25 protein-coding genes and 3 tRNA genes are annotated in these 26,181 nt (G+C 34.8%); 12 read left to right on the top strand and 16 right to left on the bottom strand.

Annotated elements, in window-relative coordinates; genetic code table 11:
* Positions 1-597: 597 nt before the first annotated feature.
* The 3 genes from ABWU35_RS06060 to mnmE all read right to left on the bottom strand — a co-directional run bounded on the left by ABWU35_RS06060 (position 598) and on the right by mnmE (position 3,233).
* Complete coding sequence (locus tag ABWU35_RS06060; RefSeq protein ID WP_007302395.1) at positions 598-1,602, bottom strand: NAD(P)/FAD-dependent oxidoreductase; 1,005 nt, start codon at positions 1,600-1,602, stop codon at positions 598-600.
* Between the two features lie 170 nt (positions 1,603-1,772).
* Positions 1,773-1,857 (bottom strand) — tRNA-Ser (locus tag ABWU35_RS06055).
* Between the two features lie 47 nt (positions 1,858-1,904).
* Complete coding sequence (mnmE, locus tag ABWU35_RS06050) at positions 1,905-3,233, bottom strand: tRNA uridine-5-carboxymethylaminomethyl(34) synthesis GTPase MnmE (RefSeq protein WP_007302394.1); 1,329 nt, start codon at positions 3,231-3,233, stop codon at positions 1,905-1,907.
* A gap of 197 nt (positions 3,234-3,430) precedes the next feature.
* On the opposite strand from mnmE, the gene nuoI reads away from it, so the two are divergent.
* The 3 genes from nuoI to infC all read left to right on the top strand — a co-directional run bounded on the left by nuoI (position 3,431) and on the right by infC (position 6,531).
* On the top strand, positions 3,431-3,913 hold the full coding sequence (nuoI, locus tag ABWU35_RS06045; protein WP_012481971.1) for an NADH-quinone oxidoreductase subunit NuoI: 483 nt from the start codon (positions 3,431-3,433) through the stop codon (positions 3,911-3,913).
* A gap of 185 nt (positions 3,914-4,098) precedes the next feature.
* Positions 4,099-6,000: a threonine--tRNA ligase gene (gene thrS / locus ABWU35_RS06040; protein ID WP_007302392.1), complete on the top strand. Its 1,902-nt coding sequence runs from the start codon at positions 4,099-4,101 to the stop codon at positions 5,998-6,000.
* A gap of 12 nt (positions 6,001-6,012) precedes the next feature.
* On the top strand, positions 6,013-6,531 hold the full coding sequence (gene infC / locus ABWU35_RS06035; RefSeq protein WP_007302391.1) for a translation initiation factor IF-3: 519 nt from the start codon (positions 6,013-6,015) through the stop codon (positions 6,529-6,531).
* 22 nt (positions 6,532-6,553) lie between these two features.
* Here infC and nuoF read toward each other — a convergent pair whose 3' ends face one another.
* Both nuoF and ABWU35_RS06025 read right to left on the bottom strand, forming a co-directional pair.
* Positions 6,554-7,807 carry an NADH-quinone oxidoreductase subunit NuoF gene (gene nuoF, locus ABWU35_RS06030; protein WP_214303163.1) on the bottom strand — a complete coding sequence of 418 codons (1,254 nt, stop codon included), beginning with the start codon at positions 7,805-7,807 and terminating at the stop codon, positions 6,554-6,556.
* Between the two features lie 17 nt (positions 7,808-7,824).
* Positions 7,825-7,897: transfer RNA gene (locus tag ABWU35_RS06025), tRNA-Lys, on the bottom strand.
* 300 nt (positions 7,898-8,197) lie between these two features.
* On the opposite strand from ABWU35_RS06025, the gene ABWU35_RS06020 reads away from it, so the two are divergent.
* From ABWU35_RS06020 to ABWU35_RS06010, 3 genes are all read left to right on the top strand, one after another.
* A tRNA-Ala gene (locus ABWU35_RS06020) sits at positions 8,198-8,273 on the top strand.
* A gap of 200 nt (positions 8,274-8,473) precedes the next feature.
* Positions 8,474-9,940 (top strand): MgtE intracellular N domain protein, encoded by a 1,467-nt coding sequence (locus ABWU35_RS06015; RefSeq protein ID WP_264685531.1) that lies wholly within the window; start codon positions 8,474-8,476, stop codon positions 9,938-9,940.
* Between the two features lie 81 nt (positions 9,941-10,021).
* On the top strand, positions 10,022-10,375 hold the full coding sequence (locus tag ABWU35_RS06010) for a hypothetical protein (RefSeq protein WP_214303161.1): 354 nt from the start codon (positions 10,022-10,024) through the stop codon (positions 10,373-10,375).
* 122 nt (positions 10,376-10,497) lie between these two features.
* Here ABWU35_RS06010 and ABWU35_RS06005 read toward each other — a convergent pair.
* Positions 10,498-11,359, bottom strand: a protein-coding gene (locus ABWU35_RS06005) for an IS630 family transposase (RefSeq protein ID WP_265028085.1) whose coding sequence is annotated in 2 segments (ribosomal slippage) — positions 10,498-11,035 and positions 11,034-11,359 — 864 coding nt in all. Because the reading frame shifts where the segments join, the coding sequence is not laid out codon by codon here.
* 47 nt (positions 11,360-11,406) lie between these two features.
* Here ABWU35_RS06005 and ABWU35_RS06000 point away from each other — a divergent pair.
* Complete coding sequence (locus ABWU35_RS06000) at positions 11,407-11,844, top strand: hypothetical protein (protein ID WP_353275959.1); 438 nt, start codon at positions 11,407-11,409, stop codon at positions 11,842-11,844.
* A 75-nt stretch (positions 11,845-11,919) separates the two neighbouring features.
* Here ABWU35_RS06000 and ccmE read toward each other — a convergent pair whose 3' ends face one another.
* From ccmE to ABWU35_RS05960, 8 genes are read right to left on the bottom strand one after another with little or no spacing between them, the layout of a single operon-like run.
* Positions 11,920-12,312 carry a cytochrome c maturation protein CcmE gene (ccmE, locus tag ABWU35_RS05995; protein WP_012481969.1) on the bottom strand — a complete coding sequence of 131 codons (393 nt, stop codon included), beginning with the start codon at positions 12,310-12,312 and terminating at the stop codon, positions 11,920-11,922.
* The gene (locus ABWU35_RS05990; RefSeq protein ID WP_007302385.1) at positions 12,296-12,433 is read right to left on the bottom strand and encodes a hypothetical protein; all 138 of its coding nucleotides are present in this window, start codon (positions 12,431-12,433) and stop codon (positions 12,296-12,298) included. The genes ccmE and ABWU35_RS05990 overlap by 17 nt, the downstream gene beginning before the upstream one ends.
* The gene (locus tag ABWU35_RS05985; protein ID WP_007302384.1) at positions 12,430-13,266 is read right to left on the bottom strand and encodes a biotin--[acetyl-CoA-carboxylase] ligase; all 837 of its coding nucleotides are present in this window, start codon (positions 13,264-13,266) and stop codon (positions 12,430-12,432) included. Before ABWU35_RS05985 ends, ABWU35_RS05990 begins: the two co-directional genes overlap by 4 nt.
* 4 nt (positions 13,267-13,270) lie before the next feature.
* On the bottom strand, positions 13,271-14,656 hold the full coding sequence (locus ABWU35_RS05980; protein WP_264685530.1) for an NADH-quinone oxidoreductase subunit N: 1,386 nt from the start codon (positions 14,654-14,656) through the stop codon (positions 13,271-13,273).
* Positions 14,653-16,095, bottom strand: a complete 1,443-nt coding sequence (locus tag ABWU35_RS05975; protein WP_264685529.1) for a NuoM family protein — start codon at positions 16,093-16,095, stop codon at positions 14,653-14,655. The genes ABWU35_RS05980 and ABWU35_RS05975 overlap by 4 nt, the downstream gene beginning before the upstream one ends.
* Before the next feature lie 3 nt (positions 16,096-16,098).
* A complete protein-coding gene (nuoL, locus tag ABWU35_RS05970) occupies positions 16,099-17,955 on the bottom strand; it encodes an NADH-quinone oxidoreductase subunit L (RefSeq protein ID WP_052265006.1) in 1,857 nt (618 codons plus the stop codon).
* A complete protein-coding gene (gene nuoK / locus ABWU35_RS05965; protein ID WP_006012916.1) occupies positions 17,952-18,260 on the bottom strand; it encodes an NADH-quinone oxidoreductase subunit NuoK in 309 nt (102 codons plus the stop codon). The genes nuoL and nuoK overlap by 4 nt, the downstream gene beginning before the upstream one ends.
* Positions 18,251-18,838, bottom strand: a complete 588-nt coding sequence (locus ABWU35_RS05960; RefSeq protein ID WP_012481965.1) for an NADH-quinone oxidoreductase subunit J — start codon at positions 18,836-18,838, stop codon at positions 18,251-18,253. The genes nuoK and ABWU35_RS05960 overlap by 10 nt, the downstream gene beginning before the upstream one ends.
* 186 nt (positions 18,839-19,024) lie before the next feature.
* On the opposite strand from ABWU35_RS05960, the gene ABWU35_RS05955 reads away from it, so the two are divergent.
* Positions 19,025-19,450, top strand: coding sequence for a hypothetical protein (locus tag ABWU35_RS05955; RefSeq protein ID WP_007302379.1), 426 nt, complete (start codon positions 19,025-19,027; stop codon positions 19,448-19,450).
* 113 nt (positions 19,451-19,563) lie between these two features.
* Complete coding sequence (locus tag ABWU35_RS05950) at positions 19,564-21,477, top strand: ATP-dependent helicase (RefSeq protein WP_007302378.1); 1,914 nt, start codon at positions 19,564-19,566, stop codon at positions 21,475-21,477.
* Between the two features lie 42 nt (positions 21,478-21,519).
* Here the strand turns inward: ABWU35_RS05950 and ABWU35_RS05945 are convergent, their stop codons facing one another.
* Together ABWU35_RS05945 and ABWU35_RS05940 are read right to left on the bottom strand one after the other, a co-directional pair.
* Positions 21,520-22,275 carry an alpha/beta hydrolase gene (locus ABWU35_RS05945; protein WP_007302377.1) on the bottom strand — a complete coding sequence of 252 codons (756 nt, stop codon included), beginning with the start codon at positions 22,273-22,275 and terminating at the stop codon, positions 21,520-21,522.
* A gap of 1 nt (position 22,276) precedes the next feature.
* Positions 22,277-22,801, bottom strand: a complete 525-nt coding sequence (locus tag ABWU35_RS05940) for a c-type cytochrome (RefSeq protein ID WP_007302376.1) — start codon at positions 22,799-22,801, stop codon at positions 22,277-22,279.
* Between the two features lie 299 nt (positions 22,802-23,100).
* Here ABWU35_RS05940 and ruvA point away from each other — a divergent pair, with 299 nt between their 5' ends.
* The 3 genes from ruvA to ABWU35_RS05925 all read left to right on the top strand — a co-directional run bounded on the left by ruvA (position 23,101) and on the right by ABWU35_RS05925 (position 26,163).
* Positions 23,101-23,673 carry a Holliday junction branch migration protein RuvA gene (gene ruvA, locus ABWU35_RS05935; protein ID WP_007302375.1) on the top strand — a complete coding sequence of 191 codons (573 nt, stop codon included), beginning with the start codon at positions 23,101-23,103 and terminating at the stop codon, positions 23,671-23,673.
* A complete protein-coding gene (ruvB, locus tag ABWU35_RS05930; protein ID WP_007302374.1) occupies positions 23,670-24,659 on the top strand; it encodes a Holliday junction branch migration DNA helicase RuvB in 990 nt (329 codons plus the stop codon). Before ruvA ends, ruvB begins: the two co-directional genes overlap by 4 nt.
* Before the next feature lie 268 nt (positions 24,660-24,927).
* Positions 24,928-26,163 (top strand): hypothetical protein, encoded by a 1,236-nt coding sequence (locus ABWU35_RS05925; protein WP_264685528.1) that lies wholly within the window; start codon positions 24,928-24,930, stop codon positions 26,161-26,163.
* Positions 26,164-26,181: the final 18 nt, after the last annotated feature.

Raw genomic sequence — 26,181 nt, 5'->3', positions numbered from 1 at the left:
GGTGTCATATCAGCGTCCTTTTTCTTGTCATCCAAGTAGCCCTTTCCTTGTCATTCCAGTGTTTGACACTGGTTCACCTTATGATGGTGTTATTCAAGTAGCCTCTATCCAAGTGCCCCTTTGGTGTCATCCGAGTAGCTGACACTGGTTTCTTACCAACAAAACCTAGCATAACTTTTGTGCTCAAAAGATTTCTGGATTCCAGCATCAAGTGCTGGCCTGAAGCTTTAGTTACAAGTATTAAGAAATTCACCAAATGAAGAAAAAAGGCAAAAGAATCCCCGTGTAACGAGTTTTGACCCTATAATAATGTAAATTGGCATTGTAATAATGTGCTAACGCTTATTTAAAGCGCATTTTGGCTGAATGTAGAAAAAATAAAAAAGACATGCAGCCGCTATAATTTTATGTAATCTGCCAATATATACCTGAGTTTTTTACTGAATTTTGTTGTTAAATCTGCAGAGATTAAAAACAAGGATAAATACTCTTATTGATATGATAAGGGAGTTGGGGAAATTTGTAAAGTAATCTTTTTCGTTTGTATTCCCTTATGCTTGAGATAACTGCATGCAGGTTCATGGATCTCTTTACTCTTTAATTTCGATGAATTCCCTTTGAAGTTGAATATTGAAAATTAACTGGAGAATTGTGAATTACTTTGTATATGTGATAACAAGCCATGGCGCTCTCAGCAAAACCATTTAGTATCAATTTTAGTTTGTCTGGATAAGTAGCTATATCTCCGATTGCATATATTCTATCTCTACTGGTTCTAAGTGTAGCTGGGTCGACAATTATGCGGCCATGTTCTAACTCTATACCCCAATTGTTTATTGGACCAAGATTCATTGATAATCCAAAAAATGGCAGCAAAAAATCAGCGGATATTTCTCTTTCTTCCTTAGAGGCAATGTTTTTTACTATCACTGCTCTCAACTGCCCATTACCTCCTGCTAGTTCGTGTAATTGATATGGCACTACCAGTTCTATCTTTCCGTCATTTTCAAGTGATTCTAATTTATTTCTAGTTTCAGGAGTGCAGCGAAATTCCTTTCTCCTATGTATCACATAAATTTTCTTCGCAACTTTAGAAAGTTCTACAGTCCAATCAGCCGCAGAATCACCCCCCCCTGCAATGACTATAGTTTTGTCCTGAAAATCAGAAATTTTATTTACACTATAAAATACAGATTTATTTTCATATTCTAATATACCACTTAAGGGTGGACGGTTAGGTTCAAACATTCCGTTACCTGCAGCAATGATAACGGCTTTGCATTTTACCTCTGTACCTATGTTCGTTATGATAGTAAAGTTTTCACCTTCGTTATTTGAAATCTTTTCCACTTTTTGACTTAAATGGTAAACAGGCTCAAACGGTGAAGCTTGCTCCATTAACTGCTCAATTAATTTTTGGGCAGTAATTACAGGATAACCAGGTATATCATATATTGGCTTTTCTGAGTAAAGAGCTGTGCATTGTCCTCCTGCTTGATCCAAAACATCTATTACATGACATCTCATATCAAGCATTCCCGCTTGAAAAGCAGTGAATATTCCAATAGGCCCTGCACCTATTATTACTATATCGGTTTCCATATTCAGATGGTGATCTATTTATAGATATTAGCTTTCTTTGCTAACAAGGTCAATTTACAAAGGGATGTATTTTTAAAAGATGTGGCTAGATTAGATAAGATTTCCAGCGTTATGAACCATCTAAATAAGCTCTAAAAATTAACTAACATTTTAAATCTGAGAAGTAAGTGCGGACGGAATGGGATTCGAACCCATGGTACGTTTCCGTACGTCAGTTTTCAAGACTGGTGCCTTAAACCGCTCGGCCATCCGTCCACCTCTTTTTTACCACAATATTTAATTTCAAGCAATCTATAAAAATCTTACTTGCCTACACAAAAGCTACTAAACACACTATCCAATATTTCCTCAACATTAATAATTCCAATCACTGCACCAAGTTCAAATGCAGCAAGCCTCAAGTCTTCAGATATCAACTCAATTGGATTATCGATTTTAAAACGTTGTAAATGTTCCAGTGCTTTCTGCATGTGACTCCTATGTCTTTGCCGAGTAATCACAGGAGTGTCTCTATCATGCCCAAATTTTTCCTCTGCCTTCTTTTTTATGAGAGAGATCAACTTGTTTGTACCTATTCCCTTTAAAATAGAAATAGGTAGAAAATCTACACCGCCAATCAGTATATTTCTGTCATTAATTGCATCGTCAGCTTTGCTCAATACATAAATAGTATCGCTATTTACAACGTTGCAATTGATATTATGACGCTGTTCAAAAGGAAATAGTTCTATTCTTAAATCAGCTTCAAAAGACCTTTTTTTCGCTCGACTTATACCTTCTGATTCTATTGGATCTGAACTCTCACGAATTCCAGCAGTATCAGAGAGAATGATTGGGTATCCCCCAATGTCAATATGAGCTTCAAGTATATCTCTTGTTGTGCCTGCATATTCAGAAACAATAGCAATATCACGCTTGGCTAAGAAATTAAACAGAGTTGATTTACCGACATTTGGTTCACCAGTTATTACAATATGTAAACCCTCACGCAACCTTTCGCCCCGTCTATTATCATTTAAATGCTCTTGTATCAACTGCACGAGAGATTGCACTTCATTATTAATTTTTTCCAATTCACTTTTTTCTGCCCAAATGTCCTCTGGAAAGTCTATATATGCTTCGATTTTGGATTGTATCGTTATTAATCTTTGCCTCCAATTGCTGTATAGTCTCTCCAATTCTCCTGATATCTGCTTAATCGCTTGTTTAGCTTGCATTTTCGTTTCAGCATCAATTAAGTCTGCAATTCCTTCTATTTGCGTTAAGTCAAATTTACCATTTAGAAAAGCCCTAAGTGAGAATTCTCCAGGCCTGGCCATAACGAAAATTTTTGATAATTTCTCCAAGATGATTTTTATGACGGCCTTGCTTCCATGCACTTGTAACTCTATAACATCCTCGCCAGTGAAACTGTTTGGAGCAGGGAAATAGATGATTATTCCATTATCTATCAATTGATTGGAATCATCATATAGATCAACTAAAGTAGCAAATCTTGGTTTGATTTTTTTCTTAATATGAAAATGATTTAAAGCTTTAAGGGTGTAGTTGCCTGAAATTCTGATTACTGCAACTCCTGACTTACCAAATACGGTCGACAAAGCAAAAATAGTTTCATTTGTGTTTGTCATTATTTATATAAACTACTTAGCAATTTAAGAAATCGAAATACCTAATCTAAAAAATTTTTGCTTATATTACTTATTCATATTAATGCAGTATTAGTAAATATATTGTATAGAAAAACTACAAAAGTCATCCAGATGAAAATATTTATTTTGAAAACTGATAATATGATTTATAATGACTGACACAAGTTTTAAATATTATGCTCAAGAAATTAGCTTGGTATTGGTCTTCTGTAGAGTTAATTAAAGGGTTTGTTATTACATTAAAATATATGTTCAAACCAAAGGTTACTTTGAGGTATCCTATGGAGAAGGGCCCTTTAAGTCCAAGGTTTCGTGGTGAGCATGCGCTGCGTAGGTATCCAAATGGTGAAGAACGATGCATAGCTTGTAAGTTATGCGAAGTTATCTGCCCTGCTCAAGCAATAGTTATTGAAGCAGAGGAAAGAGAAGACGGTAGTCGCCGCACCACACGCTATGATATTGACATGACAAAATGCATATATTGCGGACTTTGCCAAGAAGCATGTCCAGTTGATGCAATTGTGGAGGGTCCTAACTTTGAATTTGCTACTGAAACAAGAGAGGAGCTAATGTACAATAAAGAAAAGCTATTGCGTAATGGTGAAGTTTGGGAAGAAGCAATTGCACTCAGGTTAAAAAAGAATAGGCCGTATTATTAACTAGGTATGTCAACAATTAAAATTTCTTACAGCAAGTATGTAATAGATCTCTTGTACAACTGTTATTTAACTGAAAGATCAGTAGCTCACCTTTTGGTGTCATTCCAGCGCGTGGCGCTGGAATCTAGAAAAGAAAGAAACATGGATCCCAGTGTCAAGCACTGGGATGATAAAAGGTCTAATGAATGATAAAAGTTACCTTTTTAGCCGAACAAAAAGTAAAAGAATACAGTGGTAGAGTCACTGGCTTTGATATATTACAACCGGATGCTTTGAGAGAAGCAATTGCCTTTAAGGTAAATGGTGAGTTGTATGATCTCTCACGTGAAATTGAATCTGATACAGAGATAGAGGTAATACAACTGAGTGACGAAGCGGGTTTAGATATAATAAGGCATGATGCTGCTCATATAATGGCGCAGGCAGTAAAAGAGCTCTTTCCTAATACTCAGATTACTATCGGGCCAACAATTCAAGATGGTTTCTACTATGATTTTGCTACAGATCGTACCTTTACCACGGACGATCTTGCTGCAATAGAAAAAAAAATGAAGGAAATTATAAAAAGTAACCACAGATTCGTCCGAGAAGTTTGGACTCGTAAGCAGGCAATTGATTTCTTTAGTGATATAGGTGAAAGATACAAGGTTGATATTGTCTCATCAATACCAGAAAACGAAAACCTAACTGTTTATAAACAAGGCAACTTTGTAGACCTATGTCGTGGTCCGCACTCACCATCAACTGGCAGAGTTAAAGCGTTTAAACTTATGAAAGTGGCAGGTGCATACTGGCGTGGCGATTCTAAGGGCCCAATGTTGCAAAGAATATATGGCACCGCGTGGAGAAATAAGGATGAATTAAATACTTATCTTAAACGTCTGGAGGAAGCAGAAAAACGCGACCACCGCAAAATTGCTAAGGATATGGACTTATTTCACATTCAAGAGGAAGCTGTTGGGCAGATTTTTTGGCATGAACAGGGATATACTTTATATAATGTTCTTGAGTCTTACATCAGAAAAAAGTTAATGAACAATGGCTACTTTGAGGTGAAAACCCCTATTTTAGTAAGCAAAGAGCTGTGGGAAAAATCGGGACATTGGGATAAGTTTCGTGAAAATATGTTCATTATTGATGAATCTGAAAGTAAAAAGCTAGCAATAAAACCCATGAATTGCCCTTGTCATGTGCAGATTTTTAATTCTCACATCAGAAGCTATCGTGATTTACCGATACGTATGGCAGAGTTTGGCACATGCCATAGAAATGAAAGCTCAGGCTCATTGCATGGACTGATGCGAGTGCGTGGTTTTACGCAAGACGATGCACATATTTTTTGTATGGAAAAACAAGTGAATTCTGAAACTGTAAAGTTTTGTGACCTTTTAAAAGAAGTATATTCAGAACTTGGGTTCAATGAAATTTCTGTGAAATTTTCAGACCGTCCAGATACTAGATCAGGTAATGATGAAGTGTGGGATAGAGCTGAAAGAGCACTGCTTGAAGCAGTTAAAGAAGCAGGGCTTAGTTATGAACTTAATCCTGGTGAAGGTGCATTTTATGGTCCAAAGTTAGAGTTTATTTTGAAAGATGCAATAGGTAGAAATTGGCAATGTGGAACGTTGCAAGTTGATTTTATTTTACCGGAGCGGCTTGGAGCTTTTTATATAGGAACAGACGGGCACAAGCATCACCCTGTCATGTTACATAGGGCAATTCTTGGAACTTTTGAGCGTTTTATTGGAATTTTAATAGAAAATTATGCAGGAAAATTTCCAGTTTGGCTTGCTCCAACACAGCTTGCTATTCTGACCATTACAAATGAGTCTGACGGTTATGCTACAGAAATCAGCAACGTTTTAAAAGAACAAGGTGTGAGAATCAAAACTGATTTGACCAATGAAAAAATTAGCTATAAGATACGTTTGCATAGTTCAAGTAAGGTACCTATATTATGGATCATAGGCAAAAATGAAGTTACAAATAAAACTGTGTCAGTGAGAAATTTAGGATCGGAAAAACAGGAGTCTTTTTCTTTGGAGAATGCTACTGAATTGCTGTTAAAGATTATTAATTTGAATTAATGGAGCTAAAATTTGCAAGTCAAAAAGAACAATAAAAACAGAATTAATGAACTCATCACAGCTAAGGAGGTACGCTTAGTTGATCATAGTGGTGAAATGGTCGGAATTGTTCCAATAGAAAAAGCTTTGGAAGTTGCACAAAGTGTTAATTTAGACTTGGTAGAAATCGCACCTGATTCAACTCCTCCAGTATGTAAAATTCTGGACTATAGCAAACAAAAGTATGATATAAAAAAGAAGGCAAGTGAAGCAAAAAAGAAACAAAAAACATTAACTATAAAAGAAATTAAACTGGGTCCTAATATTGGTGATCACGACTACGAAACAAAATTGCGTCAAGCAAGGGATTTTCTTGTGCATGGACATAGAATTAAAGTCACAATGAGATTTAGAGGGAGAGAGCTTGTAAACACTGAAGTTGGACTGAAAAAATTAGAACGGCTAATTAGAGACGCTGAAGATATTGCAAAAGTAGAATTAGCACCTAAAAGGGAAGGAAATCAATATTCTTTAACTTTAGCTGCTAAGTAGTAAAATCATTTAAAAGTATAAGTTAAGTTACTATCCTCTCTTCAATTATATGACGAAAATGTCTGATTAATCCTTGAACTGGCCAAGCTGCAGCATCGCCAAGTGCACAAATTGTATGCCCTTCTATTTGAGTTGTAAGGTCAAGTAGCTTATCTACTTCACCAGGTTTAATATTTCCTGCTACCATTCTTCTCATAATCCTCCACATCCATCCAGTGCCTTCACGGCATGGTGTACATTGTCCGCAGGACTCATGCATATAGAAATGTGATAATCTTTCTATTGCAGCTATTATGTCAGTTGATTTATCCATCACTATTACAGCAGCAGTACCAAGCCCTGATTGTGCAGCCCTTAATGAATCAAAATCCATTTCAATAGTATCACATATAGATTTTGGAATTAGTGGGACTGAAGACCCACCAGGTATTACAGCAAGTAAATTATCCCAACCTCCTCTCACTCCACCTGCGTATTTTTCAATTAATTCACGCAGTGAAATTCCGAGCTCTTCTTCAACATTACATGGATTATTTACATGCCCTGAAATGCAAAAGACCTTAGTGCCAGTATTATTTGGTTTACCAAGAGATGCAAACCACTCTCCTCCGCGATTTAGAATATCTGGAACCATGGCTATAGTTTCAACGTTGTTTATTGTGGTTGGGTAGCCAAAAAGTCCAACACCTGCAGGGAATGGAGGTTTCATGCGAGGAAAGCCTTTTTTTCCTTCAATTGATTCAAGTTGAGCTGTTTCTTCTCCACATATATAAGCTCCTGCACCTCTGTGAATGAATACATCAAGATCATAACCTGATTTGCAGGCATTTTTTCCAATTAAGTTTTCTTTATAGGCTTCCTCAAGTGCCTTTTTTAGAACTAAATATTCATTATAAAATTCACCCCTGATATAAATATATGCAACTGATGCGCTGATCGCTCTGCCAGCTAGAAGAATTCCCTCAAGTAACTTATGTGGCTCATATCGTGATATATCTCTATCTTTACACGTACCAGGTTCTGACTCATCTGCATTGACTACTAAATACGCTTTTGAAGTATTTTTAGGCATAAAGCTCCACTTAAGGCCAGTAGAAAATCCTGCACCCCCTCGACCTCTCAAGCCAGATTTCTTTACTTCCTCAATGATTTTTTCTGATCCTAAATCCAGTAATTCCTTTGTTTTTTGCCAACTACCACGTTTTTTTGCACCCTCAAGTAGTGGTGTTTCTTTACCATTTAAGTTTGTGAATATTTTGTCCTGTTCTTTTAGCATGCTTTTAAGATTCTAAGTGATCCCGACGCGATTCGAACGCGTGACCCACTGATTAAAAGTCAGTTGCTCTACCGGCTGAGCTACGGGATCATTTTATTTTTCAGCTACACTAAACAGTAATATAGTTTTTATCCGTTTTAATCAAACTAAAATTTTCATGTGTGGTTAAATAAATTACATAATGTACTGCATTAGTGATAATTTAATTAAAAATTTTTGAAGGAAAACTTCTTGTTAATTCAAAGATTCATTTTGGTAAAGCTGACGTACAACTCTAAAAAGATAGAGAATTATACATAAATGCAGAATTTGTGCACTATTTAGCAATAGCCTCACAAATAAATATTTCTTGCATTTCAGCGTGAGTGATTTATGCTTTAAGCAAGAATTGGGGGCATAGCTCAGCTGGTAGAGCATCTGTTTTGCACGCAGAAGGTCAGCGGTTCGATCCCGCTTGCCTCCACCAATATAGGTTCTAGCGTATCATAAAGTCAGCTTATTTTAATCTAGGAGTGTTTTATACTAGTTTCCTAAAAAATCCCTCTTTCTGTAACTTTTCTTTATGCAAGTAATGTGTGTTATTATAATTCTGATATATACTAACTTAACAATAAATTAATCAATAAATGTTAGAATAGCTATAATTAAGTTGATTAGGAAATACTTATGAGTAGCAAGAAACGCGTTTTTAAGATGGTACCCGGAGAGGAATTATCAAAAGGATTTGGTAACAACGTCTATTGGCCTGAATTTTCTCTTTTTCAATCGGTTAAAAAAGTTAAGCTTGTGCAACTGGGAAAAGAAGATGAAACGATAGAATTACCAATAAGATTATGCGGCAATAACATCCTTGGAGATACCTTTTATTGCATAAGGAACGAAGAGGGAAATACTTTGAAAGGTAGTTTTTCTAGAGATAAACCATGTTATACAAAAAACAGTTGTGCATTTGTATATTATAATGATATGTTAGTCAAGCTATCAATGAAATCGTACTTTGTAGAATGCGAAGAAGGTTGTTCTGGTACTTTGCGTAATGATATTAAATCTGAGAGATCTAAGTACATTTATGTAACACAGGAAGAATTGTCTGATACTTATAAATATTATTTCTCAGATTATCAAGGAAATATTGTTAATTCACCTGACAATCAGGCATTACAATATATTGGGCTGGACGTCAGTGAAGAAACAGTAAAAAATATATTATCTAAAATACCAGAGAATATAATACTATCAAAGGTGTTTGCTAAAATTTTTGTTGGGGGACTAACAGAAGATCAGTTAGAAACTCTTACCCATACTCTTAGTGAAGTCCAAATAGAGAACTTAGTAAAGCACTTAACAGATAATCAATGGAAAACTTTGGTGAGTCATTTAACCAATCACCAATTACATATTCTTGCTTATGAACTAAATCCAGAAAAATTACAAATAATTATTCCTATTTTAAATGATGATCAGCTTGGAGCCCTAGTGAGAGAATTAAATCCAGAGCAAGTAAGAGAAATTTTACCTCATTTAAAAGTCGATCAGTTCAAGGCACTTATCAATAATATAGACGATTATCAGCTTGTAGAATTAGCAAAAGATTTAGATGAGCACCATTTGACCATTCTTTCCAAGGAATTGTGGTCTGAGCAACTTCCAGCCCTAGTACACACTTTAGAAGGAGATAGGTTACATAATTTAATTAATAAACTAGACCACGATAAACTTGCAATAGTAGCTCGAGATTTAACTGATTCTAATAAGATTCAGATTATCATTAAGTCTTTAGCTGACAACCCAGACAAACTTCAAGCTTTTGCTCGCAATATGTCTAATGAGCAGTTTAAAGAACTTTTGGATAATTTAGGTGCAGGAGAGCTTAAAGATATTATTCACAAATTGCCTCACGAGAAAGTTATATCTGTGATTGGTAATCTTGATAGTAAAGGTCATTCTAAAGCTATTCTTGATGCATTGAAGGAGAAATTTAACGAGCAAAATGAAAAAATGAAAGAGCTTCTGGATAAGGTTGACCGAATGATTCCTGAGGAGAGTGAAGCAAATTGGAATGATGCACATCCATCAACTTACGTTTTTCAAGATATGAATACTGAGTTTGCAATAATAGATAATTTATTGTGAACTTGGATATTGATAAATTAACAGTGTGCATGTGAAACTAAAAAATAATTTAAACTTTAATAATTTATGGAGGTAATTTATATGAGTGAGAACTCGCAAAACCTTTTACAAAGTGCTAATAATGAAGAACAACTTATAAGCGCTCTTGGTCTTATTACACTTAAGACAGGTAGTGGTAAGGATATACAGGACTTTAAGAAAGCGGTTAGTGGTGATACTGTTAAAAAAGCATTTGATGAATTAGCTAATAATATTAATGAACAACTTATTAATAGGTTGAATAGTATGTTAAAAGAAGAGCAAGATAAAGTTGCAAGTTTGCAAGATATTATAGGCAACAAAAGTAAAGGGTTACAAAAAGATCTAGCAGATTTAACCGCTAAATTAAATGATATGTTACCTGAGGAGGCACCACCCTATTATGACATGTTGTAAAGTATAAGAAAGTAACAGCCTCATACCAGTCTGTATATGCCATTTCAATAGGAGCTAACATGAGTAACAACAGTAAACAAGAAAGCGAAAATAACTTTGAAGTATAGCTCTTCTCATAATAGTCAGAATAAAAAAGCAGAATCAACAGCTTGACGGAAAGACTTAAAAATAGGGATATTTTTTCTAGCTCTGTTCTTTATAGCAAACCACTGATGCTCAATTTTGTTAAAGTCTGGAGAATATGGAGGAAGATAAAGAATTTCAGCACCAACTCCTTTAGCAAGATTATCTATTTTTTTAGATTTATGAAAAGTAGCGTTATCAAGAATTACAGTTTGGCCAGACCTTAAAATTGGAGTTAAAAACTGCTCAAACCAAGCCTCGAAAACATCCTTATTGCAATATCCTTCAAAGGTCAATGGAGCAATGATTTTCTCTTTATTTAGAGCTGCAATCATACTGACCCGCTGAGCTTTTTTACCTGATTTTAGTGAATGAAACCTCTCTCCTTTTCTGCAGTATCCGTATGGGTAGTCTTCTGTATTATCTATTCCAGATTCGTCAATATATACAAGATTTTCATGACGTTTTGTTGCTATAACCTTTGAAAAGTGAGCTCGCTTCTCTTCATTTCTTTCTTTATATCCGTAGGTCTTTTTTTCTTGTAAATCCAATATTTTTAAGTGCACGGTGAATCGTTTGTCTACTGATATTGCCCCAGAGTTTAGCCATCTCTGACTGAGTTTTGCCACCATGGTTTTTTGCAAATTTGGTAAAAACATTCCAGTCAGTAATTTTATGGTTATATCCTACGCTTCCAGGCTTTTTTGACTGAAAATCTCCCGTTTCCTTACGTCTTTTCTGCCACTCATATAGAGTTGTTTTTCCAATTTTAAATCTCTCGGCAACATTTGCTCTACTTTCTCCTTCATCCAATGCTTCCATTGCTTTTTTCCTTAAGTCGTAACTATACGCTGCTGGCATACAAACCCCACTACCATAAATCCATATCTTAACTTGTTTGGATTATTATGAGAAGAGCTATAATAAACCAAATGAGCGATTTCAACTTTAAAGAAATAGACAATATAGAAGTTGAAGTTAAGCCCACAAACTTTGAGGACATTGCAGATAAAATTGCAACAATTCATTACGTCTATCAAGTTATGGATAAGTTAGTCTACGATTTAAATGAGAAGTTTGTTTCTGATTTGAATGCCTCACTTATGAACAACATAGCACAACTTCGAAAAGAGTCTCTTGATATAAACCAACGCTTGGCCAAAGGTTTATCTCATTTGAATGAGTTAATTCAACAGGATGGATTTATTGATAATAATAAAAACTATAGAACATGGGCAGAAGAACTTGATCACCTAAGGGGAGAAGTTGAAGGATTAAAAGCAGCAATAATTGACCATAATAACGTAGAATGGGAAGCACCAACTCACTCTGATATATTGTGGTAGTTAGGAAAGTAACAGCTTGCTAGCAGGCTGTTGCTTTCTTTCACATACCATTTCAATACAACTGAATTAGGAAATCTATTTTAGGACTTTCGGCTTATAGTTCTCATCATGTTTTGCAAACACCGTATCTGCAAGAAAGGTACCATTATCAAACATTTTACCTTGTACAACAACACCACTTTTTTCTGAAAACATTGGTGGAAGTATTCCCTGATATTTCACCATAACGCTCTTATTAAAATCTGTCATCTGAAAAATTACTTCGCTTTCGCTCCGTATCACGCTATTTTCAACAATCATTCCACCAACACGGATTGGCTTTTGATTATTTGGTAAAACTATTGCCTCACTTACTGTATAGAAAAATGAGATATTTTCTTTGAGCGTTGTTAAAATAAAAAAAACTGCACAACTTAAAAAGCAGAAAATTCCTGAAGTTATAAGTAATCGCTTATGTTTCTTCTTCATTATTATCTTTCAGGCTTTCTAGAATTTTTTTACTTTTAGTATAGCAAGAAACGGTAAAAATCAAATTTCCACCAATCAGTATGAAACTAATAAGGTAAGCAAAAATTACATATGTATTCATAATGCACTGCCAATAAATAACTCACCTGCATCAAAATAAATTAAGCTTCCATCCTTTTGCTGCAACACCAATTTACCACTTTTATCTATATCAGCAAAAATTCCTTCATACAATTTGTCAGCTAACTTTACACTGATTTGCTCATTCATTTTGAATGCTTTTTTTAACCACATTTCTCTTATAGCATAAAACCCATCAAATAGCCATTGCTTTCTTAGCTTATTAAAATTTATTATTAATTCCTTTAATAGATCCATGTTAGACACAGATTCACCGTAATTGCTAATGCACGTTGTGCCTGGAAGTGGCGCATGATTGACATTAATTCCAATTCCTATAATGAGCCAATTTGAATTGGATTTTTTTTCAACCAATATTCCGCTTATTTTCTTGCCATCGATTAGAATGTCATTTGGCCATTTATGTTGAAGATTGAGATCGTTTATGAATTGATCTCTTGTCATCCCAGTGCTTTGACACTGGGATCCAGAAGAAAAAGTATGGATTCCAGTGTCACGCACTGGAATGACACCGCAGTGGGTTTGATTATTCAAGAAATTTAACGATAATAAAGTATTTCCAACAGCAAGAGCAGTCACAAAAGTCAATTCTGTCAATTTGCTGACATCCTTTTCTTGGTTAATTATCAAACTCGCATAGAGATTACCCTCTGGAGAAATCCAGCTTTTTCCAGTGCGTCCCCTGCCTTCTGTTTGTTTATCAGCAATAATGACAGTTTCATTTGATATCCCTTTCTCAATTAAACCCAATGCTTCTTTATTAGTACTTGGAACTTCTTTGTAATGATAAATACGAAAACCTTCAAGGATCACCTTGTCAGCCCTTTAGTTTAATGAGTGAGTCAAGATCTTCTACATACAAGAAAAGAACGAGATTGATCAGTGAAGCCACTGAAGTGATAATGAATAGACTCTTAGAATAAGCAACCTTATTACCACTAGCTTTATCAAAATACATAACTTTCATGATATTTAAATAATAGTAGCATGATATCACACTCGATATTACAAGGATCAAAGACAGGCTGATAAAGCCAGAATTTATTAAACTTTTGAATATAAAAAATTTAGCGATAAAACCTGCAAGTGGAGGTATTCCCGACATCGAGAGTAACAGTACAGAAAGATGAAATGCTACAATTGGGCGTTTCTTCCCTATACCAGATAAATTTGCAATATCACAATCGTCATCGTCAATTTGTACGAGATATGAGAATAGCCCTATGCTTGTGATGATATATATCACCAGATACATTAAGGCACTATCTGTTCCTGCTTGTGTAAAAATAGAAAGTGAAGCAAATATAAAACCAATGTGACCAATTGAACTGTAAGCAAGCAGCCTTTTTAAGTTTTGCTGACGCAAGGCCCCAAAAGCTGAGATAAGCACAGACAATGCTGAAAAGTATAAGAAAATAGGCTGAACATAACTTTTTACATTTACTAACTCTTCATTCATCAGTCGAATTAAAAATGTTACAAGTGCAGCTTTTGGGGCCGTAGAAAAAAACGCAGTTACTATGGTAGGTGCACCTTGATAGACATCTGGAGCCCACATATGAAAAGGAGCAATAGCAAGCTTGAAACACAAACCAATAAGGATAAAAACTAACCCAAAAACTATTCCATAAGTTATCTGATGGTTTTGCAAGAATGAACCGAGCTCAGAGAAATTGACTTGTCCTGTATATCCATAAAGCAGCGACATTCCATACAGCATAATGCAGGAAGATAGTGCACTAAGTGTAAAATATTTCACTCCTGCTTCACATGAATAAGCTGAATCTTTATTAAAGCTCGCAAGAACATACAAAGATATACTCATCAACTCAAAAGCTAAATAAAAAGAAATCAGACTATTTGCTGAAACCAAAGTTATCATGCCAAATAGCGCAAAAAGAATCAGTATTGAAAATTCATATTTATAGTCATATTTTGATAAATTCAGCATCAAAAGTATTAAAATTCCTGTGCTGAGAATTAACCCTTGGGCTGACCTGATGTATAAATTGAGTTTTAACAACGAATTAAAGAGAAAAATTTCATTGTTTTCTGCCGAAATAATTAAAATAATCAAAGTTACCACTGTGCAGCCAAGTGCTAATAAGTTGATAGTTCGGCGGTTAAATATAATTCCAAGTAGTAGCAACACTAACGAGGAGATAATAGAGAACGTTTCCGGCAATATCTGTATATAATTCATAGCGCATTATATTTGACTAACAAATTTGCCATACATGGCTTCAAATAATTCAGTGCAAGGGTTGGGTAGAATCCAAGCAAAATAACAAACACTGCAAGCAGAATTAAGACAGAAAATTCTATGCTATCCAAGCGATTATTTAATAATTTAGAATAGCTAACCCCCCATATTATTTGCTTACATAAATTCAGCATATAAACTGCGCTTAAAATAGTGCCAAGTGCGATAAATCCTGTAAGAAACCCTATGCTCTTAAACATTCCAACCATAGCCAAAAACTCACCTATGAATCCAGATGTTCCAGGTAGCCCTATTGAAGCCATTGAAAATAAAATGAACATAAAACCAAATTTTGGCATTGTGTTTACTATGCCAAAATACTTTGCAATCTCCAAAGTTCCAGTTCGAGTATATAGCATTCCAACACACAAAAATAAAGCAGCAGAAATAAGGCCATGACTAATCATTTGAAATATGCTACCCAGTACTCCTTCCTCACAAAATGAAAAGAGGCCAGCGGTAACGATCCCCATATGTGCTATTGAAGAATAAGCTATTAACTTCTTTATATCATCTTGAGCAAACGCAACTAGAGAAGCATATATCACCGCAATAATGCTCAGCACAACAACGAAATTTGAAAAATACAAACTTGCCTGAGGAAGCATTGGAATAGAAAACCTTAAAAATCCATATCCCCCCATTTTAATAAGCAAGCCAGCTAAAATCACAGACCCAGAAGTTGGTGATTGCACATGCGCATCAGGAAGCCAAGTGTGAAATGGAAACATAGGTACTTTTATTGCAAAAGAAATAAAAAATGTAATCCACAGCAATGACTGCACTTCAAGATCAAGGCTTGGCACTAATGTAGCTAATTTTTGTATACTAAACGTTCCAAAAACACTATAGATGTATACTAACCCCAGTAGAAATAATAATGAGCCAGTTAATGTATAAAGAAATAACTTAAACGTCGCATATATCCTTTGCTTCCCTCCCCAAATGCCAATAATAAAGAACATTGGTATTAAGACAGCTTCAAAAAACACATAAAAGCTTATAGCATTCAGTGAAACGAAAAAACCGACTACAAAACTCTCAAGCAGTAGAAATAATGCCATATAGGCTTTTAGGGTCGTATAACTCATTTTGCAGTTATAGAGTATACAAATTACAAACAAGAAAGTTGTAAGCAGAAGGAAAAGCAACGATATACCATCTATCCCTATTCCTACATTCTTGATTGGATAGCTGACAAACTGAAAGTCCGCATTGTTATAATCAAATTCTATACAAGCTACAATGCTAAGCAAAAATGGAAGTATAGCAAAAAATAGGGCAAGGAATTTTAGGTGTATAGATTGATGATTAATCCTGATCGAGGATAAAATCAACGCTCCTATCAGTGGAAGCAAGAATATACTAAGTAACAACACCTTCTATTTAATTCCAATAATATATAAAGCACCGATTATTAAAGTAACAAACATAATAAATGCATAATCAAATATATAACCAGTTTGTAACTTTATAGAACTTTTTGAACATTCATTAACCAACCTTACAACACCATTTGGTCCAAATGAATCAATAGCCTTAACATCAAACTTCCATAGAAGCCTAGATATAAACCTTATCGGTGCAATTATAACAAACTCATACACCTCATCAAAGTACCATTTATTCTGCAAAAACTTAAGTAAAAATTTACTCTTAATTTGCCTAATTACTTGATATTGGTAAATTAGGCACGCAAGTGCTATTCCACTTAGGCTTGCTAAGGTTGGCAGTAGTTTTATAAAGAAATTATGAACTCCATGCTCATCAATCATCACTAAACTTGATTTCCAAAACGCATTACTAGTTATGTTCAAAATATTTGCTCCCCATATTCCAGAAAATACTGATCCAAAAGCGAGTATCAGTAATGGTATAAGCATAATCTTTGGTGCCTCATGTATATTAATTTTACTTTGTTTTTGGCTGTGGAACACAAGAAGCAATAACCTCCAAGAGTAAAACGCTGTGAAGAATGCAACAACTAAGCTTATTACAAAAGCAAAGCTATCCGTGCTATAAGCATGTTCAATTATCAAATCCTTTGAGTAAAAACCTGCAAATGGAAATATTCCAGAAAGCGCAAGAGATCCAATCCACATGAGAGTATAAGTGCAAGGGATTTTCTTCCAGCAATTTCCCATTTTCTGAATGTTTTGCTCATGATGCATTGCATGAATCACATTGCCAGCACCAAGAAATAGTAGAGCTTTAAAAAAAGCGTGTGTCATTAAATGAAAAATAGCAACATTGTAAGCAGAAAGCCCACATGCCATGAACATATAACCAAGTTGACTGCAGGTTGAATAAGCAATTATTTTTTTTATATCGTTCTGAGTAATCGCAACCGTAGCTGCAAAGAAAGCAGTAAGTGCCCCAACAATAACTATTAATTCTCGTGCCACATTTGATAGCTCAAATAATGGAGAACATTTTGCTACTAAAAATATACCTGCTGTTACCATCGTTGCTGCGTGAATGAGTGCAGAAACAGGGGTTGGCCCTTCCATTGCATCTGGCAACCAAACATGTAAACCAAGCTGTGCAGATTTACCCATACAGCCAATAAAAAGTAATATGCATATTATATGAGTTACTTTGAATTCACAGCAGAATGCCCTAATGTTCTGCGTGCCAAGAAGATCAGTTGTGTCAAAAACTTCAGTAAAATTCAAAGAGTGAAATGTATAATAAATAAGAAAGGTTCCAATCAATAGTGCAAAGTCTCCTACCCTATTCACAACAAATGCTTTAATTGCTGCATTATTTGCAGAATATTTTTGGAACCAAAATCCTATGAGTAAATAAGAACATAGGCCAACCCCTTCCCAGCCAAAAAAAAGCTGCACGAAATTATCGCTTACAACCAGCACAATCATGCAAAACGTAAATAGCGATAGGTAAGAAAAAAACCTCGACTTCCCCTTATCATGCTCCATATAACCGATAGAGTAGAGATGTACTACCAGTGAAACGGTGGTAATAACAATAAGCATTAAGGATGAGAGAGCATCCACACTAATTGCCCAATTTACTTTTAATACACTTAATGAAAATAAAGGAAATAAACTCAAGTGATAATTTTCAGAGAAGGTGAGAAAAACATACCAAGATAAAACTGCAGATATTCCAATCCCTGCCGTTGTAACTAACTGACTAAAAACACCTCTTCTAAAAAGTGCTGCAAACAGCGAACCAAAGAGTGGCAAAAATACTATTAATTTCAGTATATCCATCATTCTTTCATTAAATTTGCTTGTTCAACATCTATATTGCCACGGCTTCTATAATATACAACCAATATTGCAAGCCCAACTCCTGACTCTGCTGCCGCAACAGTCAACACAAACATCACAAAAATTTGCCCAACTATATCATTCATAAAGGCAGAAAAAGCAACTAAGTTGATATTAATTGCCAGCAATAATATTTCTATTGATAACAATATATTGATTATGCTCTTACGGTTGATGAAAATACCGCACACTCCAATAGTGAACAAAACAGCAGCAACTATCAAAAAGTGATTTAATCCTATTTCCATTCTACTCCTTTTCCAAATTTAGCCTTAACTAATTTTACAGATGAAGATTGTGTCAATTGCTTTAATACATTCTGTTTTTTAACTCCTTTTTTCTTGTCCTGCAAAGTAAGAGCAATTGCACCGACAATTGCAACAAGCAGCAGAATACCAGAAAGATGAAAAGCGTACATGTAGTCGGTATACAGCAAATTACCAATAGCTTTCACATTATTGGTATTATAGTTTATAACATTGCTTATATTCGGTGCTGAGCTGCGGATTACAAAGCTGATGACTAGAAAAAACACAACACACAACATAGCACCAAGAGTGCAATGCTTTGCAAAACCCTGGCGCAACCTTATGTAGTCAATATCGAGCATCATAACTACAAAGAGGAACAACACCGCAACCGCACCGATGTATACTATCATCACCATCATAGCAATGAACTCAGCTCCAAGGAGAATGAAAAGAACTGCAGAGTTAACGAAGGTGAAAATTAAAAATAATACTGCATGCACAGGATTTCTTACACTAATTACGCATACAGCAGATAAAATGCTGAGAATTGCAAAAAAATAAAAGAAAAAAGGCATCGATACTTTAACTGCAACAATAGTTACTAACTTAAGGTAATTGTTGCTGTAAAGTCAATACTATATTAAAGATTTGAAAATATCGTACTACAAGCTTCAACTCCTCAGTAATGCAATAAACACTCTTGACAATCTTGATTTATTAATATATAATGTATGTATATTAATAGTCAGCGGTAGCTCAAAATGTATAACATATTTGGTTACTTCAAAAGCAACAATAGTTCTAACGCACAAAATAGCAGATTAAATGGAGAAGGTTATCAATACACCACAAGAGACTATATGACAATTTACTTTAATAACACATTAGCAAGTTTCAGTAGATCATTGATAGAATTTAAAGAAAAAGCATATGGTTTTATATATGATATTGGAGCTTGGTTGAAAGCAACATATGAAAATTTCACTGAACGAGCTGAAATTCATAACTTCTATGTTCCAGAAAAACTTCCTATTAAAGCTGAGGAAATAAAGATGAAGGAACCGAATCGTAAGCCTAAGCCATTTCAAACTCCACCTATTCATCAAACAAGCAGAAGTTTTGATGCCAATATCTCAAATCAAGTTGTTGTTACTCACCATACACTTGAAGCTACCCCAACAAGATAGATCTACGCTTAAATATCTAGTACTTGAATGAGTTGAATGTTATGTTCAATAAGACCTTTACAATATTTGGATCATAGGTTTAACTTTATAAAGTTATAATCTATAGAGCTTCAATGAACGATTATCTCTCACTGTTAAATCCAGAACAGCAATTAGCTGTAACTAACATAAATGGGCCAGTTTTGATACTGGCAGGAGCCGGAACCGGAAAAACAAGAACGATTACTTCAAGAATAGCACACATAATTAGAAACGGTCACGCTTATTCTGATGAGATATTAGCAGTTACATTTACAAATAAAGCAGCAAATGAGATGGTATCAAGGGTACTTGAGCTAACGGGCACAAACATACCATGGCTTGGCACTTTCCATGCAATTGCAGCAAAAATTTTGCGCATGCACGCAGAAATTGTGGGCTTAAACCCCAATTTTACAATCATTGGTGTGGATGACCAATTACAGGTAATAAAAAATATTATCAATGAAATAAATCCTGATTACCTATCAGAAAAATATAAGACCATTATGAATATTATTCAGCAATGGAAAGAGAAGTGCTTATTGCCGTCTGAAGTGGAAGATGTTCAATCATTTAGGCCAGTTTACGTAACTGCACTTAAAGTCTATTACCAGTATCAGGAAAGGTTAAAATTCCTTAACTCTGTTGATTTTGGTGACTTATTGTTATATAACATACAACTTTTTAATAAAAAGACCGAGGTTCTGTCCTACTACCAAAACAAGTTTAAGTATGTCATGGTAGATGAGTATCAAGATACAAATGCAATACAATATCTTTGGCTAAAATACCTTGCAAAAGAGCATTCAAATATTTGCTGTGTAGGAGATGATGACCAGTCGATATACAGTTGGCGTGGTGCAGAAGTTGAAAATATTTTGAAATTTTCCGATGATTTTAAAAATGCAAAAACCGTTAAACTGGAGTGTAACTACAGGTCAACATCCCACATAATTGCAACTGCATCATATGTGATCAATCACAATAAGACTCGCTTAGAAAAAAAATTGTGGACAACAAACATTGAAGGCGAAAAGGTAAATCTAATCAAATTGTGGGACGGAAAGGCTGAAGCAAGGTTCATAAGCGAACAGATATTAAAACTCAATAAATACAGATTTAGTGATATTGCAGTGCTCGTCAGGGCTACTTTTCAAACTAGAGTTCTCGAAGAGTATTTTATAAAATATTCAATTCCCTATAAGATTATAAGTGGCGTAAAATTCTACGAACGTCAAGAAGTAAGGGATATAATTGCATATTTGAGGCTTGTTACAAATAATAATGATGATCTCGCTTTTGAAAGGATCGTAAATCGTCCAAAAAGAAGCATAGGAGCTACAACTCTAAAGAAAATATACACGACTGCTCAGGATAACAAAATTTCTTTTTTTGAGGCAGCAAAAATATTGGTTAATAGTGATCAAGTAACCGAAAGAATTAAACTCTCACTAAATGATTTTTTAAATAAAATTAAAGCTTGGGAAGAAATAGTAAGCGTAAAACCACTGCATGAATTTGTTAAAATCGTAGCAAATCAATCAGGATATATGGAAATGCTTGAGAATGAAGGAGTGACGGGTTTAGCGCGAATAGAAAATGTTAAAGAGCTCATTTCATCTTTGAAGAATTTTGACAGCACTATAACCTTCTTGGAGCATATTAGTTTGGTGATGGAAGTGGATAATATGAATAGCGATGACACTGTATATGTTATGACTCTTCATGCGGCTAAAGGGCTTGAATTCCCGTGCGTGTTTTTACCTGGTTGGGAAGAAGGATTATTTCCTCATCAAAGATCTTTTGAAGATAAAAGTGGTAAAGCTTTGGAAGAAGAGAGAAGACTTGCATATGTTGGCATAACTAGAGCAAAAGAAAGGTTGATCATTTCATGTGCAGATAGGAGGGAAATTAATAATCAGTGGCAACCAATGAGCACTTCTCGATTTATTAAAGAATTGCCAAGAGAAAATGTTGAGGTGATCAAGAATAGTGCCTACTGTTGAAGCTATAACTGCAGCTCTTACGACAAACACATCTGAATTACTTCAATTATATATTTCTCCTGGCAAAAATTCTCTGATGGTCTTAAATAAAATTTTCAGTGAATGATTATCAGACATGTTGTGTTCTGCTGATTTTATTAAGTGTACTTCAACGTCTGTTGACTTAATTTTTTCAGCTAAATTCAATGAAGTTTGATAAGGAACATCTTTATCATTAATGCTATGCAATAAGCGCACAGGACAGTTTATATCTATTGCTTCTCTGTTTAAAAGAAGGTTCTTTCTACCGTCTTCGATCAGATTTTTAGTTATTTTGTATGCACAATGCTCCGAAGTAAAATCTATTACACCTTTAGAACCTAGTTCTTCTTTTTGCTTGCCTGACAATTGCTTGAATATCAAATCTTCAGTAAAATCAGGAGCAGACGATATGCCGATTAATGCTGCAATTTTTTCTGGAAATTGAAGAGCAGTGAGCAGCATCAGCCATCCTCCCATACTTGAACCTATAATTATTTGTTTATTGCTAGTTAATTCACTTATCACTTTAGCACAATTTTTTTGCCAATCACTTATTGTATAATCAGCAAAATCACCGCTTGAATTACCATGGCCAAAATAATCAAAGAGCACAAGTGCTATATCATTTTCTTGGCAAAATTTGTAAACGGCAGTTGCTTTAGTTCCATCCATATTGGATGCAAAACCACTAAAAAAAACTATAGAAGCCTTCTTTCCTTGTAGCTTTCGATATGCTATATGGCCATTACTTCCATCGAGTAATTTACAATAATTCATACTACTTTGGCAAGGCAACCGGACTATCGCTCATCGAACGCAAATAGCTGACTAGATCTGCAATCTCTTGTGGATTGGAAATGCCTGCAAATGCCATACGTGTACCTTTTATGTAGGCTTTTGGATTTTTTAAAAAAGCAAATAACTCCTCATACTCCCATTTCCCACCTTTTTCAAGTAGTGCTTTTGAGTAATTGAATGAGCTGCCAAGATGGGCCTTTTTATTTCCAACCACGTTCCATAAGTTTGGCCCCACTTTATTCATTCCACCTTTCTCAAAACTATGACAAGCTATACATTTTTTTGCTGCTGACTTGCCTTTTTCAAAGCTAGCATTCTGCATGAGCTCTCCAATATCAAGTGCCACTTGTTCAATCTTTTGTTGAGGCTCATTGCTGGCTGCTACTATTGTTTGGTGTTCAATTTTATAATCCTCTGGGTTGTAGAGCATATCAACTACATTACTAACTATCATAATTATTAATCCAGAAAGTAAAATCGATGCTGCAATCTTATTAAGCTCCATAGTTAATTCTTATCAAGTAATGTTACTTAAATTATGCAAATATTTTCGCAAACAGTAAACAATTACCTTTATTTCACCAAAGATAGAAATTTCTATTACTTAGCTAAGTTAGGAGACTGCAATTCTATTTCTATCGGAGTAACTTGTGGTTCAATTACATAATGATCTGGAATAACATATTAAAATAGATTTCCTGCAAACTTGTCTGCAATGATTGAAACTGGAACTACTTCTATAATGTTCGTTTGCTTGACCTAAGATTCAGGAGCATTTAAACTGAATTTTATAAAGTACTAGAAATGATAGGAAATCTAAGAGGAATAGTTGATGAGGTGTGTAGCGATCACATAATCCTGAATGTGAATGATGTTGGCTACATAGTATATCTTTCAGCCAAAACTTTAAGTGCTTGTTCGATTGGAAGTAGAGTAAAATTACTTATCGACACTTATGCAAATAGCAGAGAAAACGTTACTCAGCTATATGGCTTTATAAGTAAAGAAGAACAGCAGTGTCTGCGTTTATTAGTTAAAGTGAGCGGTGTCAGCTATAAAACCGCAATGTCAATTTTGAGCAAATTAACTCCAGAGCAACTGTTTTTGGCAATTATAAATGAGGATAAACTAGCACTTAAGGTGAGTGGACTTGGCCTGAAACTCATAAATCGAATTATTACTGAGCTGAATGGCAAAGTAAGTAAATTAGAGATAAATAACAATCATTTTCACTCAATTAGTGAAGATGCTCTTTCAGCTTTGATCAATCTTGGATATGAAAGAACAAAAGCTTATGATACAATAAAAAAAATAGAAGATGAATCACCAAACTTGGACACTAAAGATATTATTCGTATGGCGCTTAAAACAATATGAAGTCAATATCATGTAGTAAGGAATACTCTGAAGATGTACGTAATTTAAATATCCGGCCTGAGCAACTTGATGATTTTGTCGGGCAAAAAGACTTAATACAAAATTTAAAAGTGTTTATAAATGCTGCACAGACGAGAGCTGAAGCTTTGGATCACGTATTGCTCTATGGTCCTCCAGGGCTTGGTAAAACAACTTTAGCACAAATTGTCTCTAAGGAGTTAAGGGTTAGCTTTCGTGCAACTTCTGGTCCATTGCTTAGTAAAGCTGGGGACTTAGCTGCAGTGCTCACTACTTTAAATGCAAAAGATGTTCTATTTATCGATGAGATTCATAGATTAAATCGTAGCATTGAGGAAGTTTTATATACTGCTATGGAAGATTTTTGCCTAGATATACTAGTAGGTGAGGGCCCATCTACCAGAACTTTAAGAATAGATTTACCACCATTTACACTGATTGGGGCAACAACACGGCTTGGACTGCTTTCTGCACCGCTGAGGGATCGTTTTGGTATTCCCCTGCATCTTGAGTTTTATTCTTTTGAGGAACTGGTTGATATTATAAAAAGAGGTGCAAGAGTTCTTTGTGCTGAAATCGAAAAGGATGCTGTGCAGGAAATTGCCTGCCGCGCCCGTGGTACTCCAAGAATTGCTTTGAGATTACTCAGAAGAATAAGAGATTTTGTTGAAGTAAAAGATGATAAAAAAATTACCTGTGAAATTGCCGGTTCTGCACTATCAAAATTGGGTATAGATAAAATGGGACTAAATAAATTAGATATGGATTATCTGAGATTTTTGTTTAACACCTCAGGACCTGTTGGAATTGACACCATATCTATTGCACTATCTGAAGATGTTGGCAATATTGAAGAAACAGTAGAACCTTATTTAATCAAGGTCAGTTTTGTAAAGCGCACACCAAGAGGACGTGTTTTAACTGATCAAGCAAGGGAATATCTCAGCATTAATTCAGTGGTATGCTAGTATTATACTATATTTTATAACATTGTATAGTATTACATTAAACATTATAATATTCTTTTATTATATGATTTGCAGGTGTTTTAGAGGCAAATAAGAAAGTCTTCTGTTATAGTGAATATGTTCTTGAAAAATTACGTAATATATGCTAGGCTGTATATAGTATGAATGTAAAAATATCAATAATTTATTGATATTTTTTAAGATTAATACTTATTAAATACTTCATATTATAAGATTGAGTTATTGTATTTTATAGACTTAAGATAAAATGGTAAAAAGCCTTCTAAACAATTATAGAAACAGTAATTCAATTAATGGAGAAAAAGCAATGAAAAATTTTTTAATCAATAACAACGAAGAGGACGGTAGCTCAATCTACATTAATCGAATCAGAGAGCAAGATCTCTCTGCAGAGCAGAAACTCAATGAATTAAAAGGATTCATGGAGGAGCTTGCTAGGAAAGCTGAGCTCAAGAGAATAGAGCTTGAGCGTCAGGCTGCGAGTTGCATTGATGAAACATTATCTCAAGTAGAGCTACAGATACAAGATAATGAGGATTACTTTACTGATGATAATCAAGGGGTATTCGCAAATTTCTTTGAATCCCTCTTTAATCTTTTTGAAGTAAATGTAGATCCGAAAGTCTACAAAATGCTCAAGGAGAAGAAAGAGAAAAATCTGCTTCTTTCGATAATTAAGTTTTTGCGTGATAAGCTTAAGGAATTAGTTAAAAAGATCTTCAAAAAAGATTTAGATTTAAGTTGGGATAAAAGGCTAGACAAAGAGATAAAAGAATTGCAGGAGAAATTACTCAGCGGTGAGTTATCTCCTGAAGAAGAAATAGCAATACTCGAACGTTTGCAAGCGTTGCAAAATTTAAAATTGAAGCTTCAAACTTTTCTCGTGGGCTCAGTCATTGCAATGTTTGCAGAAATTTTTGCAGTTGATTTAGCAGCAGTAGTAGAGCAAGATGTAACTGAGGAAAAAAGAGACAAAAAAGCAGAAAAAACAGAATCAAAAGAAGTTCGTCAAGAAATAGAAACAAAAGTGAATGAAGTTGCGCCAGTTCACCTCTTTAATTTTTCATCTCAAGTTCCAATGCCAATTGTTCTAGACAAGCAAGAACGTGCTATTTTACCAAAGCCTATAGAAAAATTAGTAGACACTCTACCTAAACCTGTTATAAGTCACAAAAATAGTGAAGTACCAAAACTGGAGAAAATGAATAAAGAAAAGAAAGAAGCAAAAGAAGAGAAAACTGAAAAACCAAAATTAGCTGTCTGTCCACCCGCTCCAGAGCGAAAGGAACACAGGAGAGTTAAAAGACAAAAATGTCGTGTTGATACAATGGAAACAAAGAAAGAAAAGCTAAATAAATCTTCCTGCGAGAGAAAGCTTAGTGGTCAGCAAAAGTCTAATGCTGCTGTGGAATTGCCAGGAGGATTAACTGATGATGTGAGAGTTGAAAACCATGCTTCTTCAGTCAAAGAGAGAGGTGTGTAAAGGTTCTCTCTCTTTTTT

Source organism: Wolbachia endosymbiont (group B) of Xylocampa areola (genome assembly GCF_964028205.1).
In the GTDB taxonomy this organism is placed as follows: Bacteria; Pseudomonadota; Alphaproteobacteria; order Rickettsiales; family Anaplasmataceae; genus Wolbachia.
The sequence above is the reverse complement of the archived record's forward strand: the minus strand, read 5'-3'. Positions and strand labels throughout refer to the sequence as shown.

What these genes read in the sequence shown, in the direction of transcription:
- ABWU35_RS06060 (WP_007302395.1), bottom strand. Translation starts at nt 1,602, where the DNA reads ATGGAAACCGATATAGTAATAATAGGTGCAGGGCCTATTGGAATATTC.
- mnmE (WP_007302394.1), bottom strand. Translation starts at nt 3,233, where the DNA reads ATGACAAACACAAATGAAACTATTTTTGCTTTGTCGACCGTATTTGGT.
- nuoI (WP_012481971.1), top strand. Translation starts at nt 3,431, where the DNA reads ATGCTCAAGAAATTAGCTTGGTATTGGTCTTCTGTAGAGTTAATTAAA.
- thrS (WP_007302392.1), top strand. Translation starts at nt 4,099, where the DNA reads ATGATAAAAGTTACCTTTTTAGCCGAACAAAAAGTAAAAGAATACAGT.
- nuoF (WP_214303163.1), bottom strand. Translation starts at nt 7,807, where the DNA reads ATGCTAAAAGAACAGGACAAAATATTCACAAACTTAAATGGTAAAGAA.
- ABWU35_RS06015 (WP_264685531.1), top strand. Translation starts at nt 8,474, where the DNA reads ATGAGTAGCAAGAAACGCGTTTTTAAGATGGTACCCGGAGAGGAATTA.
- ABWU35_RS06010 (WP_214303161.1), top strand. Translation starts at nt 10,022, where the DNA reads ATGAGTGAGAACTCGCAAAACCTTTTACAAAGTGCTAATAATGAAGAA.
- ABWU35_RS06000 (WP_353275959.1), top strand. Translation starts at nt 11,407, where the DNA reads ATGAGAAGAGCTATAATAAACCAAATGAGCGATTTCAACTTTAAAGAA.
- ccmE (WP_012481969.1), bottom strand. Translation starts at nt 12,312, where the DNA reads ATGAAGAAGAAACATAAGCGATTACTTATAACTTCAGGAATTTTCTGC.
- ABWU35_RS05990 (WP_007302385.1), bottom strand. Translation starts at nt 12,433, where the DNA reads ATGAATACATATGTAATTTTTGCTTACCTTATTAGTTTCATACTGATT.
- ABWU35_RS05980 (WP_264685530.1), bottom strand. Translation starts at nt 14,656, where the DNA reads ATGAATTATATACAGATATTGCCGGAAACGTTCTCTATTATCTCCTCG.
- nuoL (WP_052265006.1), bottom strand. Translation starts at nt 17,955, where the DNA reads ATGATGGATATACTGAAATTAATAGTATTTTTGCCACTCTTTGGTTCG.
- nuoK (WP_006012916.1), bottom strand. Translation starts at nt 18,260, where the DNA reads ATGGAAATAGGATTAAATCACTTTTTGATAGTTGCTGCTGTTTTGTTC.
- ABWU35_RS05960 (WP_012481965.1), bottom strand. Translation starts at nt 18,838, where the DNA reads ATGCCTTTTTTCTTTTATTTTTTTGCAATTCTCAGCATTTTATCTGCT.
- ABWU35_RS05955 (WP_007302379.1), top strand. Translation starts at nt 19,025, where the DNA reads ATGTATAACATATTTGGTTACTTCAAAAGCAACAATAGTTCTAACGCA.
- ABWU35_RS05950 (WP_007302378.1), top strand. Translation starts at nt 19,564, where the DNA reads ATGAACGATTATCTCTCACTGTTAAATCCAGAACAGCAATTAGCTGTA.
- ABWU35_RS05945 (WP_007302377.1), bottom strand. Translation starts at nt 22,275, where the DNA reads ATGAATTATTGTAAATTACTCGATGGAAGTAATGGCCATATAGCATAT.
- ABWU35_RS05940 (WP_007302376.1), bottom strand. Translation starts at nt 22,801, where the DNA reads ATGGAGCTTAATAAGATTGCAGCATCGATTTTACTTTCTGGATTAATA.
- ruvA (WP_007302375.1), top strand. Translation starts at nt 23,101, where the DNA reads ATGATAGGAAATCTAAGAGGAATAGTTGATGAGGTGTGTAGCGATCAC.
- ruvB (WP_007302374.1), top strand. Translation starts at nt 23,670, where the DNA reads ATGAAGTCAATATCATGTAGTAAGGAATACTCTGAAGATGTACGTAAT.
- ABWU35_RS05925 (WP_264685528.1), top strand. Translation starts at nt 24,928, where the DNA reads ATGGTAAAAAGCCTTCTAAACAATTATAGAAACAGTAATTCAATTAAT.